Annotated in this window: 12 protein-coding genes; 5 read left to right on the top strand and 7 right to left on the bottom strand. The window is 71.2% G+C overall.

All coding sequences use genetic code 11. The features are described 5' to 3' along the window. The 5 genes from AOK01_RS35270 to AOK01_RS35250 form a co-directional block, all read right to left on the bottom strand. Positions 1–1497 (bottom strand): ABC-F family ATP-binding cassette domain-containing protein (locus AOK01_RS35270; RefSeq protein ID WP_055518921.1); only part of this gene is annotated, 1497 nt, incomplete at its 3' end. A 126-nt stretch (positions 1498–1623) separates the two neighbouring features. Then, positions 1624–2643, bottom strand: a complete 1020-nt coding sequence (locus tag AOK01_RS35265) for a hypothetical protein (protein WP_055518919.1) — start codon at positions 2641–2643, stop codon at positions 1624–1626. 222 nt (positions 2644–2865) lie between these two features. After that, positions 2866–4572 carry a BCCT family transporter gene (locus AOK01_RS35260; protein ID WP_055518917.1) on the bottom strand — a complete coding sequence of 569 codons (1707 nt, stop codon included), beginning with the start codon at positions 4570–4572 and terminating at the stop codon, positions 2866–2868. Between the two features lie 88 nt (positions 4573–4660). Continuing rightward, entirely contained in the window at positions 4661–5938 is a 1278-nt protein-coding gene (locus tag AOK01_RS35255; protein WP_055518915.1) for a M14 family metallopeptidase, read from the bottom strand. After that, the gene (locus AOK01_RS35250; protein WP_079104021.1) at positions 5935–7899 is read right to left on the bottom strand and encodes a Xaa-Pro dipeptidyl-peptidase; all 1965 of its coding nucleotides are present in this window, start codon (positions 7897–7899) and stop codon (positions 5935–5937) included. Before AOK01_RS35250 ends, AOK01_RS35255 begins: the two co-directional genes overlap by 4 nt. Before the next feature lie 240 nt (positions 7900–8139). Here AOK01_RS35250 and AOK01_RS35245 point away from each other — a divergent pair, with 240 nt between their 5' ends. Then, complete coding sequence (locus tag AOK01_RS35245) at positions 8140–9633, top strand: M1 family metallopeptidase (protein ID WP_055518912.1); 1494 nt, start codon at positions 8140–8142, stop codon at positions 9631–9633. 120 nt (positions 9634–9753) lie between these two features. Then, positions 9754–10458, top strand: coding sequence for a MerR family transcriptional regulator (locus AOK01_RS35240; protein ID WP_055518911.1), 705 nt, complete (start codon positions 9754–9756; stop codon positions 10456–10458). Between the two features lie 25 nt (positions 10459–10483). Here AOK01_RS35240 and AOK01_RS35235 read toward each other — a convergent pair whose 3' ends face one another. After that, complete coding sequence (locus AOK01_RS35235; RefSeq protein ID WP_055518909.1) at positions 10484–11209, bottom strand: SDR family NAD(P)-dependent oxidoreductase; 726 nt, start codon at positions 11207–11209, stop codon at positions 10484–10486. 282 nt (positions 11210–11491) lie between these two features. Here AOK01_RS35235 and AOK01_RS35230 point away from each other — a divergent pair, with 282 nt between their 5' ends. The 3 genes from AOK01_RS35230 (at position 11492) to AOK01_RS35220 (ending at position 15229) form a co-directional block, all read left to right on the top strand. After that, positions 11492–12547, top strand: coding sequence for an ABC transporter permease (locus AOK01_RS35230; RefSeq protein ID WP_055518908.1), 1056 nt, complete (start codon positions 11492–11494; stop codon positions 12545–12547). A gap of 62 nt (positions 12548–12609) precedes the next feature. Continuing rightward, positions 12610–13680 carry a sugar ABC transporter substrate-binding protein gene (locus AOK01_RS35225; RefSeq protein WP_055518925.1) on the top strand — a complete coding sequence of 357 codons (1071 nt, stop codon included), beginning with the start codon at positions 12610–12612 and terminating at the stop codon, positions 13678–13680. 1 nt (position 13681) lies between these two features. Next, positions 13682–15229: a sugar ABC transporter ATP-binding protein gene (locus AOK01_RS35220; protein ID WP_079104020.1), complete on the top strand. Its 1548-nt coding sequence runs from the start codon at positions 13682–13684 to the stop codon at positions 15227–15229. Positions 15230–15257: 28 nt separating this feature from the next. Here AOK01_RS35220 and AOK01_RS35215 read toward each other — a convergent pair. Next, positions 15258–15525 (bottom strand): IclR family transcriptional regulator C-terminal domain-containing protein (locus AOK01_RS35215; protein ID WP_245702553.1); only part of this gene is annotated, 268 nt, incomplete at its 5' end.

The raw sequence follows: 15525 nt of genomic DNA, 5'->3' as shown, positions 1-15525 counted from the left end.
GTCGAGGTGGTTCGTGGGCTCGTCGAGGACCAGGAGGTTGACGCCCCTGCCCTGGAGGAGCGCCAGGGCGGAGCGGGTGCGCTCGCCCGGGGAGAGGCCGGCGGCCGGACGCAGGACGTGTTCCGCCTTGAGGCCGAACTTGGCCAGCAGCGTACGGACCTCGGCGGGCTCGGTGTCGGGGACGGCCGCGCAGAACGCGTCGAGCAGGGCCTCCGTGCCGTGGAACAGCTTGCGGGCCTGGTCGACCTCGCCGACGATCACGCCCGAGCCGAGCGTGGCGTGGCCCGCGTCCAGCGGTACCCGGCCGAGCAGCGCGCCGAGCAGTGTGGACTTGCCGGCACCGTTCACGCCGGTGACGGCCACCCGGTCCGCCCAGTCGATCTGGAGGGTGGCCGGGCCGAAGACGAAGTCGCCCCGCCTGACCTCGGCGTCGCGCAGGGTGGCGACCACGGCACCCGACCGGGGGGCCGCCGCGATCTCCATCCGCAGCTCCCACTCCTTGCGCGGCTCGTCCACCACGTCGAGCCGCTCGATCATGCGCTGCGTCTGCCGGGCCTTCGCGGCCTGCTTCTCGCTGGCCTCGCTGCGGAACTTGCGGCCGATCTTGTCGTTGTCGTTGTTCGCCTTGCGCCGGGCGTTCTTGACGCCCTTGTCCATCCAGGAGCGCTGCATCTGGGCGCGGCCCTCAAGGGCTGACCGCTTGTCGGCGTACTCCTCGTACCCTTCGCGGGCGTGCCGGCGCGCCACGTCCCGCTCCTCCAGATAGGCCTCGTAGCCGCCGCCGTACAGGGTGATCTGCTGCTGGGCCAGGTCGAGTTCGAGGACCTTGGTGACCGTGCGGGTGAGGAACTCGCGGTCGTGGCTGACGACGACGGTGCCCGCGCGCAGGCCCGAGACGAACCGTTCGAGGCGCTCCAGACCGTCCAGGTCGAGGTCGTTGGTCGGCTCGTCGAGCAGGAACACGTCGTAGCGGGAGAGGAGCAGCGAGGCGAGTCCCGCGCGGGCCGCCTGGCCGCCGGAGAGCGAGGTCATCGGCTGGTCCAGGCCGACGGCGAGGCCGAGCGAGGCGGCGACCTCCGCGGCCCGCTCGTCGAGGTCGGCGCCGCCGAGCGCCAGCCAGCGCTCCAGGCTGTCCGCGTACGCGTCGTCCGCGCCCGGCGCTCCGTCGACGAGTGCCTGGGTGGCCTCGTCCATCACCCGCTGGGCTTCGGCCACGCCGGTGCGGCGCGCCAGGAACTCCCCGACGGACTCGCCGGGCCTGCGCTCGGGCTCCTGCGGCAGATGGCCGACGGCCGCGGCGGGCGGGGAGAGCCGCAGCTCGCCCTCGTCGGGCTTGAGCAGCCCGGCGAGCATCCGCAGCAGGGTGGACTTGCCCGCGCCGTTGGCACCGACGAGACCGATCACGTCGCCGGGCGCGACGACGAGGTCGAGTTCGGCGAAGAGGGTGCGGTCACCGTGGCCGGCGGCGAGGTTCTTGGCGACGAGGGTGGCAGTCATCAGGGGGCCGATCCTAATCGCCGGGGCCGCACGTACGCGCCAGGGTTTGTGTCCGGCCCGCACACCGGGCCTTCCGCAGACCGGGGTTCCCGTACCCGGGCTCCCCGGGCTCCCGCGCCCGGGATTTCAGCGGGCCAGCGCCTCCACCAGCACACTCCCGGGGGTCCGCGCCACGATGAACGACTCGCCCCTGGTCGCCTTCGCGTCCAGCGGGAGCCGGTGGTGACCAGCTTCCAGGATGCCGTCGAAGACCTCGTACACGTGAGTACGGGCCAGGCGGTCCAGGCGGTACGCGGTCAGCCGGACCCGGCAGGCGGAGGTGACCTCGACGCCCGCCTCGCCGCCGGCGGCGACCAGCCGGGTCAGCCTGCGCTGTTCGCGGGGGCTGCGGTCCAGGGCGTGCTCCATCTGAGCGACCAGGAGCGGGACGATCGGGGCCAGCCCCTCGACGTAGGCGACGTCGACTCCGGCGTCGTCGAAGGACCGTCGCACGGCGGCGCGTTCCTCCTCGGTGACGGCGCGGCCGAAGGCGACGGCGCCGTAGACGCGCAGTTCGTCGGGGGGCACGTCGGTCGCGTCCCGGGTGATGTCGGCGCCGATCCCGATGATGCGCAGCGCGGCGGCGAGCTTGGCCAGCACCGCTGCCCGGGCGCCGATGAGCAGGACCCGGCTGCGTTCGCCCCCGGCGCCGGCGAGCAGGGAGCCCAGGGCGGCCCGGTACGCGTCGCCGCGGAAGCGGAAGGGGCCGATGCCGTGGTAGCCGTTGCGTGCCAGGTCCGGGTGTTCGTCGGTCTGCCAGGCGAAGTCGCGCCATACGAAGTCGTCGCCGTGCCGGTCGATCACGGCGGTCACGGCGCCGCATCCGAGGTCCTCGCACTCCGGGCAGCCGTAGATGACGTACCGGCCGCCGGCCAGCGGAGGATCGGCTTCCAGCAGCAGGCCGCGCACCTGGGCGGTGAAGATCGCGGGGGGTATGTCGGAGGCGAGGGGGGACACGGCGTCGAGGTCGGAGAGCTGGTGGAGCAGCGGGCGTCCGTCGACGATGAAGTCCACGAAGTCCCGGTGCGCCTGGTAGTCACCGTTGGCAAGTACCCCACCGGCACGCATCGCCGGTGCCAGGCCGAAGGTCGCGTACTCGGCAGACATGCTGTGAGTATCCCCATACCGGGCGCACTCCGTGCACGGCATGGCACATTCCGTCGACATCCGTGCGGCGGAGGAGCGACGCGCCGTGGTGGCCGTACGCCGTGTGATGGCTGCGGGTCCGTTGTGGCCGGGCGCGCAGTTCCCCGCGCCCCTGAACCCCGTGCCCCGTGCCCCTGAGGGGCAGGGTCGGTGCCCTGCCCCTCTCGTCACTGAGGGCTGTCGTCAGTTGTGGTCGTGGCCCAAGGGGTCGCCTTCCTTCTCTGTGCCGGCGCCCGGGCCGACCCTGATCTCGAAGTCGCCGGCGTACTTCTTGTGGCCCTCGATCACGGCCAGTTCGACGGCCTCGGAGCCCATCTCGTTGCGGACGATGACCGGGTCCCTGCGCAGGTCGCGCATGAGGGAGACGCACATGCCGATCATCACCAGGACGAAGGGCGCGGCGGCCAGGATCGTGAGGTTCTGCAGGCCGGTGAGCGCGTCGCCCTCGGTGCCGACGAGCAGCATGATGGCGGCGACCGCTCCGGTCACCACGCCCCAGAAGACCACCACGAAACGCCCGGGTTCGAGCGCGCCCTTCTGCGAGAGCGTGCCCATCACGATGGACGCCGCGTCGGCTCCCGAGACGAAGAAGATGCCGACGAGGATCATCACGAGCAGACTGGTGGCGGTCGCGATGGGGAACTCCTGGAGGACGCCGAACAGCTGTCCTTCGGGAGTCGACTCCCCGCTGAGCTCGCCGCCTTCCTTCAGCTTCATCGCCGTACCGCCGAAGACCGCGAACCAGACGAGGCTGACGGTGCTGGGGACGAGGATGACGCCGCCGATGAACTGCCGGATGGTGCGCCCGCGGCTGATGCGGGCGATGAACATGCCGACGAAGGGCGTCCAGGAGATCCACCACGCCCAGTAGAAGACGGTCCAGCTGCTGAGCCACTCCGCGACGCCCTTGCCGCCACTGGCCTCGGTCCGGCCGGCGAGCTGGGGCAGGTCACCGAGGTAGGAGAAGAGCGAGGTGGGCAGCAGGTCGAGGACGATGATCGTGGGGCCCGCGATGAACACGAACAGCGCGAGAACCAGGGCCAGCACCATGTTGATGTTGGACAGCCACTGGATGCCCTTCTCCACGCCGGAGACGGCCGAGGCGACGAACGCCACGGTCAGCACCGCGATGATCGCGACGAGCAGGCCGTCGCTCACCGAATCCATCCAGTCCAGTTCCGTGAAGCCGGATCCGATCTGGAGGGCGCCGAGGCCCAGGGAGGCCGCCGAGCCGAAGATGGTGGCGATGATGGCGAGGATGTCGATCGCCCGGCCCGCCGAGCCGTTCGCGTGCTTCTCGCCGATCAGCGGGGTGAAGACGGCACTGATGGTCTGGCGCCGGCGCTTGCGGTAGGTGCTGTAGGCGATGGCGAGGCCGACCACCGCGTAGATCGCCCAGGGATGCAGCGTCCAGTGGAAGAGGGTGGTCGCCATCGACGTCTCCATGCGTTCGGCGGAGTCGGCGGGCGCCGTGCCCGGCGGAGGCGTCGAGTAGTGCGAGAGGGGCTCGCTCACCCCGTAGAACATCAGGCCGATGCCCATGCCGGCGCTGAACATCATCGCCACCCAGGAGATGGTGCGGAACTCGGGCTCCTCGCCCTCGGCACCGAGGTGGATTCTGCCGTACCGGCTGACCGCCAGCCACAGCGCGAAGACCACGAAACACGAGGCGGCGAGCATGAACGCCCAGCCGCCGTTGTGGATCAGGCCGTTGAGCATCGTCGTGGAGGCGTCGCCCAGGGAGTCGGTGGCCACCGATCCCCAGATCACGAAGGCCACGGTGAGCGCGGCGGTGATGCCGAACACCACCCGGTCCGTCTGGGCGTGGGTACCACCGGGGACGTCTGACGGATCGCCCCGGCCTCCCCTTTCCTTCAGGTCTTTGGTCATCGGCGGCACCTTCCCAGGAATACGTTCGGACACACATGCCTGCTCGTGTGCCTACGACCTACCACAGGTGCCGCCGATCTCAACCGCCTCAGCAGCGGGTGTCGGGCTCCGCGACCGTCAGGTGGTACGGCGCGCGCTCGTCGAGCAGCAACGGGACGAGGGCACGCAGGGACTGGCGCAGCGGTACGACGGCTCCGTCCGCGTCGTGCCGCGCCCGGACGCCGTGCAGGGCCAGTTCGTCCTTGACGTCCGCGTACTGGTCCGCCGTCAGCCGGTAGGCGCAGGGCGGGTCGCCGATGGTCTCGGACGGTTCGGCCGGGTCGTTGTCGGCGCCTCCCGTGTAGACGGGTCCGGTGTCCTGGTGGCCGGCCAGCCGGGCCGCCGACGTGGCCGCTCCTATTCGGCCGCGCCGTTCGTCGGTGAAGTCGAGAAGGCCGCCCAGCGCGGCCAGTTGGGAGTGGACGCGGCGCCGGTTGTTGAGCGACTCGTCGGCCTTCTCGGCCTCGGTGAGGGGGTCGACCCGGCTCTCGATGAGCAGTCCGACGCCGTGCTTGACGCCGGACATGTTGCGCAGGATGCGCTCCTGTCCGTCGCCGGCCACCTGCCGGATCGGCTCGCCGGTCACCGGGTCGGTCCAGATGCCGTACGTCCCGGTCGAGTGGCCGGCGGCCCGGGCGGCGGGCCGTACGTACGCCTGTGACAGGGTCTGTGCCTCGTCGTGCACGGCAGGGTCGGTGTTCAGGTTGCGCGGCCAGAGGTCGAACAGGTCCTTTTCGTAGAACTGGGGTGTGGAGCCGTACTCGTGCAGGTCGTAGACGACGTCGGGCTGCCGGTCGCGGACCACGGCGGCCATGGCGCGTGCCTCGGCCGTCCGCAGCGCGAGGTGGTCGCGGTTGATGTCGACGCCGTCGCTGTTGCCGCGGGTGTCGGCGGCCCTGCCGTCCGGGTTGGCGGTGGGCACCACGAGCAGCGTGGTGCGGTCGAGGAACCTGCGGGTGCTCGCGTCCTTGGCGTACGCGAGGTCGCGGACGGTGGTGAGGCAGGCCTCGCGCCCGGACGGTTCGTCGCCGTGCTGGCTGCAGACGAGCAGCACGGTGGTGGCGGCGTGCCGGTTTCCGACGCGCACGAGCTGGACGGGGCGGTCCTGTTCCGTGGTGCCGATCCGGGTGAGCGAGACCCGTTCGCTCGCCCGGTCGACGGCCGTGAGGAAGGTCTGCTCCTCGGGCTGGGTGGTCCAGCGTGCTCCGTGGGTCTGCTCGAATCCGGTGCGGGGCGGGCGTTCGGCCGCGTGGGCCGGCGCCGTCAGGAGGGGGACGGTGAGCGCCGCCGCCGTGAGGGCGAGGGCTGCGGTCCGGTGGGGTGTCATCGTGCGCTGCCTCCGGGGACGCGGTGGGTGGTGCGGGGCTCGCCGACTCCGTCGAGGATCGCGTCGGGCGTGATGTACGAGGAGCCCGAGGTGGCACGGGCGAAGGCGGCGGCGCCTCCGACGAGCGGCACACCGGCCGACGTACGGGACAGGTCGAGCGTGAGCGTCGGAGTGCTCGCCGGCGGGTCGATGAGGCCCTGGTCGGTGCCGGCGACGATCAGCGCGAGACGGTGGCCCGCGGGGACGACGTGGTCGCTCGCGTGCAGGTCGAGGGTGATGGTGTACGCCTTGCCCGGGGTGAGCGGGGCGCCCTGGTCCGAGGCGTGGTTGCCGAGGTCTGCCCAGCCGCGGCTGAACACCGTGTGGTCGACGTCGGTGGTCCTGGCCTGCGTCTGTCGGTAGCAGGAGCTGTCGCCGGTGGTGCTCGGTCCCCAGCAGGTGCGGTCGGTGAGCGTCGAGATGCCCTCGCCCGAGGCGGCGTAGTCACGGATCGTGGCGGGGCCGAGGTCGACGAGGACCGCGGACAGATGGGCGCTCGACGTGGTCGGCGTGGCGGTGACCGTCACCTTGGAGGAGCCGGACAGACGGACGTCGCGGGTGAGCGGCTTGGTGATGAAGCCTGCCTTGGCGGACGTGGACCGGTCGACCTCGGCGGCCCAGTCGCTTTCGTCCTGGCCCGGGTCGTCGGTGAAGGTCTCGGTGCCCGATCCGGTACGCGTCGACAGGGTGCCGACGCCCGCCTGCTCGCCCTTGCCAGGACGCAGCTGCACGGTGTCGGTGCTCCGCGGCGGCCAGGTGTCCGAGGTGACCCACTGGTCGGGGGCGCGCTCGATGTCGGCCATGGGTGCGTCGTCGACGCCGTTGTCGTAGCCGAGGAGTTCGTGGTCGAACCAGCGGTGCAGCGTGTCGGCCCACTCGGCGCGACGGAAGTCGAACGGGTCGACGTGGCCGGTCTGGGACAGCCAGATCTTGCGGTCGACGCCGTTCTTCGCGAGGCCGTCCCACCACTGGCCGAAGTGCTTCGTGCGGACGTTGAGGTCCTGCATACCGTGGATGACGAAGACGCTGGCGTCGACCTTGCGGACGTCCTTCACGTAGTCGCGTTCGGTCCACAGTCTCGTCCAGTCGCCGGTGCGCGGGGCCCCGTCGACGAGTTTCTGCTGGACGGCGGCGCAGCGGGTGCGGGCGTCGGGGCTCTCGACGTAGTCCGACAGCCATTCCGGGCCGGAGTCGTAGAGGGGGGCGCCCTGGGCGAAGTAGTAGTCGTACCAGGAGGAGATGGCCGCGATCGGGACGATCGTCTCCAGGCCCTCGACCCCGGTGGCCGCGACGCCGTTGGCGATGGTGCCGTCGTAGCTCTTGCCGATCATGCCGGTTCTGCCGTTGGTCCAGCCGGCCTTGGCCTTGGTGCTGCCCGTGCGGGAGGTGTAGCCCTTGCCTCGGCCGTTCAGCCAGTCGACGACGGCCTTCGCGGACTGGACGTCGGAGCGTCCGCCGACGTCCACGCAGCCGTCGGAGCGGTTGGTGCCGGCGAGGTCGACGCCCACGAAGGCGTAGCCGCGCGGCACGAAGTAGTTGTCGTAGTACAGCGGCATCTGGACGACGTCGCCGTCCGCGTCGTACGTCTTGAGCTGGCTCTCGTTGCCCCGGCCGCAGCAGGAGTAGTACGGGCTGGCGTCCATGATCACGGGGACTTTGCGGCCCTGCTGGGCGGGCTCGCTCGGGCGGACGATGTCGACGGCGACACGGTCGGTCCGCCCGTCACTGTCGCCGTCGAGGCCGGTGTCCACCCAGACGGACTCACGGACGGCGTTGTCGTACGAGTACACGGGGGCGCTCTCCCGCGGAGCGCTGCTCTGGGCGACGGCCGGGGTGAGGAACGTGGCCAGCAGGGCGGCGGTGGCCGCCGTGGCCAGCGATCTCCAGGTGATGAGGCGCATGTGGCGCGCAGGTGTCCGCATGCGCGGAACGTACTCCGGTCAACTCCTGTGCAAAAGGGGGCCGGTGGGAGTGTGCGGGCTTCTGTCTCGGTGTGGCCTGAAGGTGCGTGGGGCCCTCATTGCCCATGTCCTCGGCATCGCTCGTGTCGGCCGAATGGCGATCGTGTGACGGAAGGGGCCATGGACAGGGCCGGGCCCACAGCGAATGAATAGGCTCCGAACTCCGACCGGACTTCGCGGCCCTACGACTTGGAGCTTGACGTGCACCGCAGACTCATCGCACCGGGCGCGCTGGCGGCCTCCCTGCTGCTGGCGATCCCGGCGTCCGCCGCGAGCTACTCGCCCGGGGCACCGGGCATCGGCGACCCCTACTACCCGGCCTACGGCAACGGCGGATACGACGTCTCCCACTACGATCTGCGGCTCACGTACCAGCCGCGCACGGACCGCCTTGAGGGCACGGCGACCCTGCTGGCCAGGACGACCGAGGATCTCTCGCAGTTCAACCTGGACTTCCTGCTCGACGTGAGCGAGGTGCGCGTCAACGGCGCGAAGGCCTCGTTCACGACGTCGGGCGAGCACGAACTGGAGATCACACCGAAGAACCCGCTGCCCAAGGACACGGCCGTCACGGTCGTGGTGCGCTACAGCGGGGTGCCGTCCACGAAGACGGCGTACGGGTTCACCAGCTGGCACCGCACACCGGACGGCGGGGTCGGGGCGAACGAACCCGAGGCGGCCTGGTGGTGGTTCCCCAGTAACGACCATCCGCTGGACAAGGCGACGTACGACGTGTCGGTCGCCGTGCCGGACGGCTCGCAGGCCATCTCCAACGGCACGCTGCAGTCGACGAGTTCGCGGGCCGGCTGGACACGCTACAACTGGCGCTCGAACAAGCCGCAGGCCACGTATCTCGCCACTCTGGCCGTCGGCAGATTCGACATCACGACCGGGACGTCCGAGAGCGGCATCCCGATCGTCAACGCGTACAGCAAGGACCTCGGCGACAACTACGGGGCGGCGCGGGCGAGCGTCGAGCGGACCGGGGAAGTCGCCGACTGGCTGGCGGAATACTTCGGACCGTACCCGTTCAATGCTCTGGGTGGGTACGTACCGAACACGAACACCGGGTACGCGCTGGAGACGCAGACCCGGCCGTTCTACAGCCCGCGGCAGTTCGCGAGCGGCACGAACGTGTCCGTGGTCGTCCACGAGCTGGCCCACCAGTGGTACGGCGACTCCGTGTCGGTCGCCGGTTGGAAGGACATCTGGATCAACGAGGGCTTCGCGCGGTACGCGCAGTGGCTGTGGTCGGAGCACGAGGGCGAGGGCACGGCGCAGGAGATCGCGGACTACACGTACGCCTCACGGCCCGCCGACGACCCGTTCTGGGCCGTGGCGCCTGGGGACCCGGGCGCGGAGAACCAGTTCCACCTCGCGGTGTACGACCGTGGGGCGCTGACGTTGCAGGCGCTGCGCAACGAGATCGGGGACGAGGCGTTCTTCGCCGTCCTGAAGGGCTGGCCGCGGCGGCACGCGCTCGGCAACGCGACGGTCGGCGACTTCGTGAAGTACGCCGAGTCGGTGTCGGGCCGGCCACTCGCCGCACTGTTCGACACATGGCTCCACCAGCCCTCGAAGCCGGGGACACCCGCTGCCCGGGCCGCGTCGATCGAGCCACGGGCGGAGAAGACTCCGGTGCGGCCGAAGTCGTGGAAGAAGATCGCCGCGACCAATTCCGTGCACGATCACTGAGTGTCCCGTGCGGGGCGCTCCACTGGGGTGCCCCACGTCGGGGGAGCTTTCACAGTGGGGGTGAGACAGCAATACTGTTACACCGCACCGGGTCGTGGAAGTGGTACCGAAGGAGCAGGCATGGCGACGGACATCGAGGAGCCGACGCTCACCGTCGACGAGCTGGCCGCGCAGGCGGGCGTCACGGTGCGGACGGTCCGCTTCTACGGCACCAGGGGGTTGCTGCCGCCGCCCGTGATCGGGCCGCGCCGGGTGGGGCGGTACAGCCAGGGGCATCTGTCGCGCCTCGCGCTCATCGAGGAGCTGCAGCACCAGGGGATGACGCTCGCCGGGATCGAGCGCTATCTGCAGCGGCTGCCGGACGGGCTCAGCGCCCAGGACCTGGCCATTCACCGTGCCGTGGTGGCCTCCTGGGCCCCGGACGCGGCGGAGGAGCTGAGCCGGGCCGAGCTGGAGCGCCGGGCGGGGCGCCCCCTCGGCGAGGCGGACCTGGACCGGCTCGCCGCGATGAGCGTTCTCAGGGAGACGGCGGGGCCGGACACGTACCGGGTGGATCTCGGGCTGCTGCGGCTCGGTGTCCAGCTGCTCGACGTACCGGTGTCGCACGAGTCGATCCTCGCCGCGCGCACCGTCCTGATGAAGCACACGCGCGCCGCGGCCCACGAGCTCTCCGAAGTGTTCCGCGACGAGGTGTCCGGGCACGGCTCGGTCGAGTCGGTGAAGGACATCTCCGCGCACATGCAACCGCTCGTGCTGCAAGCCCTCCTGACGGCGTTTCAGCGCTCCCTCAACACGGAGGTACGGGAATGGCTCAAGGACTCCTGAGCCGAGGGCCCGGTCGGCCGGTGCCTCACAAGTAGGCGGAGCCGCCTGCCACGTTGAGGGTCTGCCCGGTCAGGAAGCCGCTGCCCTCGTCGACCACGTACAGCAGGGTGGAGACGAGATCGGACGGCTCCTGCGTTCTGGGCACGGCCTGCTGGGCGCGGACGTGCTCGAAGCCGCCGTCCGCGCCGACCGTGCGCTCGGCGGTCTCCGTGCGGACCATGCTCGGCGCGATCGCGTTGACGGTGATGCCGCAGGGACCGAGCGCCGAGGCGAGCGCGCGGGTGAAGCCGATCAGTCCGGCCTTCGAGGCGGTGTACGCCACCATCGTGGGCGGGGCGGTGAGGACGGCGGCCGAGGCGATGTTCACGATGCGGCCCCAGCCCGCCGCCTTCAGGTACGGCAGTACCGCGCGGGTCAGCAGGAACGGCGCCTCCAGGTTGACGCGCATGACCCGCCGCCACTCCTCGGGCGTCGTGTCCTCGAAGGCCGACTCCGGGTAAACCCCCGCATTGTTGACCAGCACGTGCAGGGTGCCGAACTGTTCGAGCATCCGCTCCAGGGCGCCGCCGACCTGCGTCTCGTCCGTGACGTCGGCGACCAGCTCCACGTAGTCCACGATGCGGTCGGCCGTCTCCCGCTGCGGAACCAGGTCGAGCCCCGCGACCCGGTAGCCGCGTCCCGCGAGCGCGACGGCGAACTCCTGCCCGAGGCCCTGGGCCGCGCCGGTCACCAGGGCGGTACGCGTCTCCATGCGGTGAGTGTGATGAGCCGCCGGCCGGTCGGCAAGGGTGCGTTTCCGGTCTTCGGAACGGTCCTCTGACGCGTTCCCGGAACGCGCTCACCACGCGCCGGGGGCCGGGCGCTGTTTCATTCGCCGGAACGGCCGTGTTGCCGCCTGCGCCCGGGAGGCCGACGCTGCGGGCAGATCTCAGATCTCAGACCTCAGAGCCCGGATCTCAGAGCCCGGAATCCTGATGCAACACCCCAGCCGCCAGATGTTCCAGACGTTCCAGACATTCGGGAGCCGTGCCCGATGACCGAGACCGACCGTGCCGTGGACGACGCCGAGCGCGCCCGCGAACAGGGGGGACGCGGGCGGCGGTTCGCGCTGCCGTCCGGCCGGCCGTGGGCGGGCCGCCTCGCGCCCCGGTGGCTCCCCGACGAACTCGGCGTCCTGGTCGTCCTCGCGCTTCTCGTCGCCGGCATCGGCATCCCGTACCCGGACTTCCTCGACAGCGACAACCTGCTCACCACCGCGCACAACTCCGTCTACATCTCCCTGATGGCGTGCGGCATGGTCTTCGCGCTGGCCATGCGCGAGGTCGACCTGTCGGTCGGCGGCAGTTACGCGATGTGCCTGGTCGTCGGTGCGCTGCTGGTGCGCGAAGGGGTGGCGCCCTGGTCGGCGGTCCCGCTGGTGCTGCTCACCGGGATCGCGCTGGGCGTCTTCAACGCCCTGGTCACCACCCTGCTGGCGCTGCCGTCGTTCATCGTCACGCTCGGCACGCTGATGCTGTTCCGGGGTGTCGGGCTCGCGCTCGCGGACGGGAAGCAGATCACCGATCTGCCGCTGGACGACTCGTTCTTCACGCTCGCGGGTGGTGACGCGGGCGGGGTGCCGTTCGCGCTCTGGGTGCTGCTCGCCGTGGTGGCCGTCCTCACGGTGGTGCTCGCCCGCACCCGTTTCGGCGCCCGGGTACGGGCGATCGGGTCCAATCCCGACGCCGCCGAGTTCAGCGGCATCCCCGTATTCCGCACGCGCGTTCAGGCCCTCGCGCTGTCCGGTCTCACCACGGCCTGCGCGGCGACGCTCGCGCTCGCGTACTACGGCGCCGGGGACCCCACGCTCGGTCAGGGCTACGAGCTGCAGGCCATCGCCGCGTGCATCATCGGCGGTACGCCGCTGGCGGGCGGCCGCGGTTCAGCCGTCGGGGCGGTGGCCGGCGCGATGATCCTGTCCGTCGTCGCGTCGGGACTCGTGTTCTTCGAAGTGCCCATCAACTGGACGTCGTTCGCCACCGGCGGGGTGATCCTCGTCGCCGTCGCGGCGGACAGCGCCCTGCGCCGCGGTGGACGCCGTGGACGCTGACGTCACCGCACAGCCGTAAGTGCCCTGCCGCAGACTGTGCCGGAGCCGCCTTGGAGGCCGCGATGCACCCCCGATTCCGTACCCTGTCCGGCGCCCTCGGCGTGCTGGTCCTCCTCTGTGCCACCGGATGCGGCAGCGGCGAGGGCTCCGGCGGCAAGGGCGGCGGCCGGCTCGACATGGGCATCGCGGTGGCCAACATCAGCCTCAACTTCGCCCACGAGATGGTGCTCGGCGCCGAGAGTGCCGCCGGCCACGCGGGGAACGTGGACTTCAAGGCCGTCGGGCCGCCCAACACGGACGGGCCGGCCGAGGTCCAGCTCTTCCAGAACCTCACCGCCCGCGCCGAGGACGGCATCGTCCTGGAGAACCTCGACCCGCCGATCTTCACCCGGCCCGCCGCCCGCGCGGTCGACCGGGGCATCCCGATCGTGGCCCTCGACACCGCCCCCACCGACGGCAGCAAGGTCACCTTCTACGTGGGCAACGACAACTACGCGCTGGGCGAGCTGATGGCCCAGGAGGCGTTGAAGCGGCTGGGCGACGACCCGAAGGGGGAGATCGTCGTCGGGGTGCCCAATCCCGGGACACCGGTGCTGGACAGCCGGGCCAAGGGCATCACCGACACGTTCAGGAAGGAGGCGCCGGGCGTGCAGGTGCTCGGCCCCTTCCAGACGTACAGCGATCCCGGCCAGAACCACAGCTCCTGGGCGTCGCAGGTCGCCGCGCATCCCGAGGCGCTCGCCCTCCTCGGCGTCGGGGACGCCGACAGCTACAACCTCGCGAAGATCAAGAAGGAGAAGGGCGGGAAGTGGCTGACAGCGGGCTTCGACGTCGACCCCAAGACCCTCGACGCGGTCAAGGACGGCTCGAACTTCGTCACCATCGACCCGCAGCACTTCCTGAAGGGCTACCTCTCCACGGCGATGATGATCGAGTCGGTGCGCGACAACGGCGGAAAGCTGCCCGACGGCTGGTTCCTGTCCCCCGGCGGTGTCGTGGACTCCTCCAACATCGACGAGGTCGTCGCGCGGCAGAAGTCCCCGAAGGCGGCGTACGACTGGTACAAGCCCGTGATCGACAAGCTGCTCGGCGACCAGGAGGCGCAGCTGAAGCCGCTGAAGGACGCGCGCTGAGATGCGTCACGAGGACACTGGAAACACCGAGAACACCGAGAACACCGACATGCTGACCGCGCGGGCGCTGGTCAAGTCGTACGGCGGAGTGAAGGCCCTGGACGGGGCGGACATCCGGCTGCGGGGCGGCGAGGTGCACGCGCTGGTCGGGGAGAACGGGGCGGGCAAGTCGACACTCGTACGGATCCTGTCGGGGACCCTGGCGCCCGACGACGGATCGGTGCTGCTCGCCGATGAAGCGCGGGCGGGCGGCATCGCCGTCGTCTCGCAGGAGTTGAGTCTGTTCCCCGATCTGTCGGTCCGGGAGAACCTCTTCCCCCACCGCCCGCCGCGCCGCTTCGGACTGCTCGACCGGGGCGCGATGGACCGTGCGGCCCGGCCGGTCCTCGCCGAGCTGGGACTCGACGTCGATCCCCGCACGCTGCTCGGAGAACTCCCGCTCGCCGACCAGCAGTTGACGGAGATCGCCCGAGCGCTGCTGCGCCGGCCCCGCGTGCTGGTCCTCGACGAGCCGACGTCCGCCCTGTCGGCCGCCGCCGTGGACCGTCTCGAACGGGTCCTGCGCACCCTCACGGGGCGGGGCATCGCGATCCTGTACGTCACCCACTTCCTGGAGGAGGTGATGCGCTTCGCGCAGCGCGTGACGGTACTGCGGGACGGGCGGGTCACCCTGGCCGGGGTACGGCGGGAGGAGACCGGCGTGCCGGACCTGGTGACGGCGATGCTGGGCGGGACGCCACCGCTTCCGGTGCACCGCACGCGCGCCCCGGCCGAGGGACCGCCGCCGGTCGTGCTCGCCGGGGTGTGCGTCCCGGGCCGGCTCACGGACGTGACGTTCACCGTGCGGGCGGGCGAGGTCGTGGGCGTGGCGGGCCTCCAGGGTGCGGGCCATCTGGACGCGTTGGCGGTGGTGTGCGGACGTACGGCCGTCTCGGCGGGCCGGGTCCACGTCGGCGACCGGGGCCTTCCGCGTTCCCTGCGGCAGGCGGTCCGTGCGGGGGTGGCCTTCGTGCCGAGCGACCGCAAACGGTACGGGCTGATGACCGACCGTACGGTGTGGGAGAACGCCACGGCGGTGAGCTGGCTGGCCCTTGGCCGGGGCGGTGTCATGCCCTCCCGTTCCGAACTCGTGCGCAGGACCCTCGACTTGACGGAACGGCTGCGGCTGCGCGGCGGCCCGCACGACGTGGTGACCCGGCTGTCCGGCGGCAATCAGCAGAAGGTCGTCTTCGCCAAATGGCTGGCCACGGACCCTCGTATCGTCGTGCTCGACGACCCCACGCGCGGGGTCGACGTGGGGGTGCGGGCCGAGATGCACCGTATCGTCGGCGAGTTGGCGGCGGGCGGCGCGGCCGTCCTGGTCGCGTCGACCGACCTGGCCGAACTGACGGAGCTCTGCGACCGCGTACTGGTCTTCGTGCGGGGGCGGCTCACCGGCGAGGTGAGCGGCGGACGGCTCACCGAGCACGAACTGGCGGCGGCGATGCAGGCCGGGGCGGATCTGAGGGCCGGCCCGAGGGGTGAAGGGCCCGCGACGGCCGGTGGTTGACGACCCCGGCATTCGTTCCGCTTCTCCGTCACGCCGACAGTGCTCGGGTCAGCGCGCGGGCCGCCGCGCACACCCGTGCGCCGACGCGGTCCACGTCGAGGCGGCGGGTGCCACCGGTCACGGAGAGGGCGGCGACGGGGCGGGCGTCCTGGGCGTAGACCGGGGCCGCCACGGCCGAGACGCCGACCTCGGCCTCCTCCAGGTTGACCCCGAAGCCGCGGGCGCGGGTGCGTGCGAGGTCGCGGGCGAGCTGGCCGGGCAGGACGAGGGTGCGCGGGGTGAGGCGCGGGAGGGAC

The organism is Streptomyces aurantiacus, from assembly GCF_001418335.1.
GTDB lineage: Bacteria > Actinomycetota > Actinomycetes > Streptomycetales > Streptomycetaceae > Streptomyces > Streptomyces aurantiacus.
The sequence above is the reverse complement of the archived record's forward strand: the minus strand, read 5'-3'. Positions and strand labels throughout refer to the sequence as shown.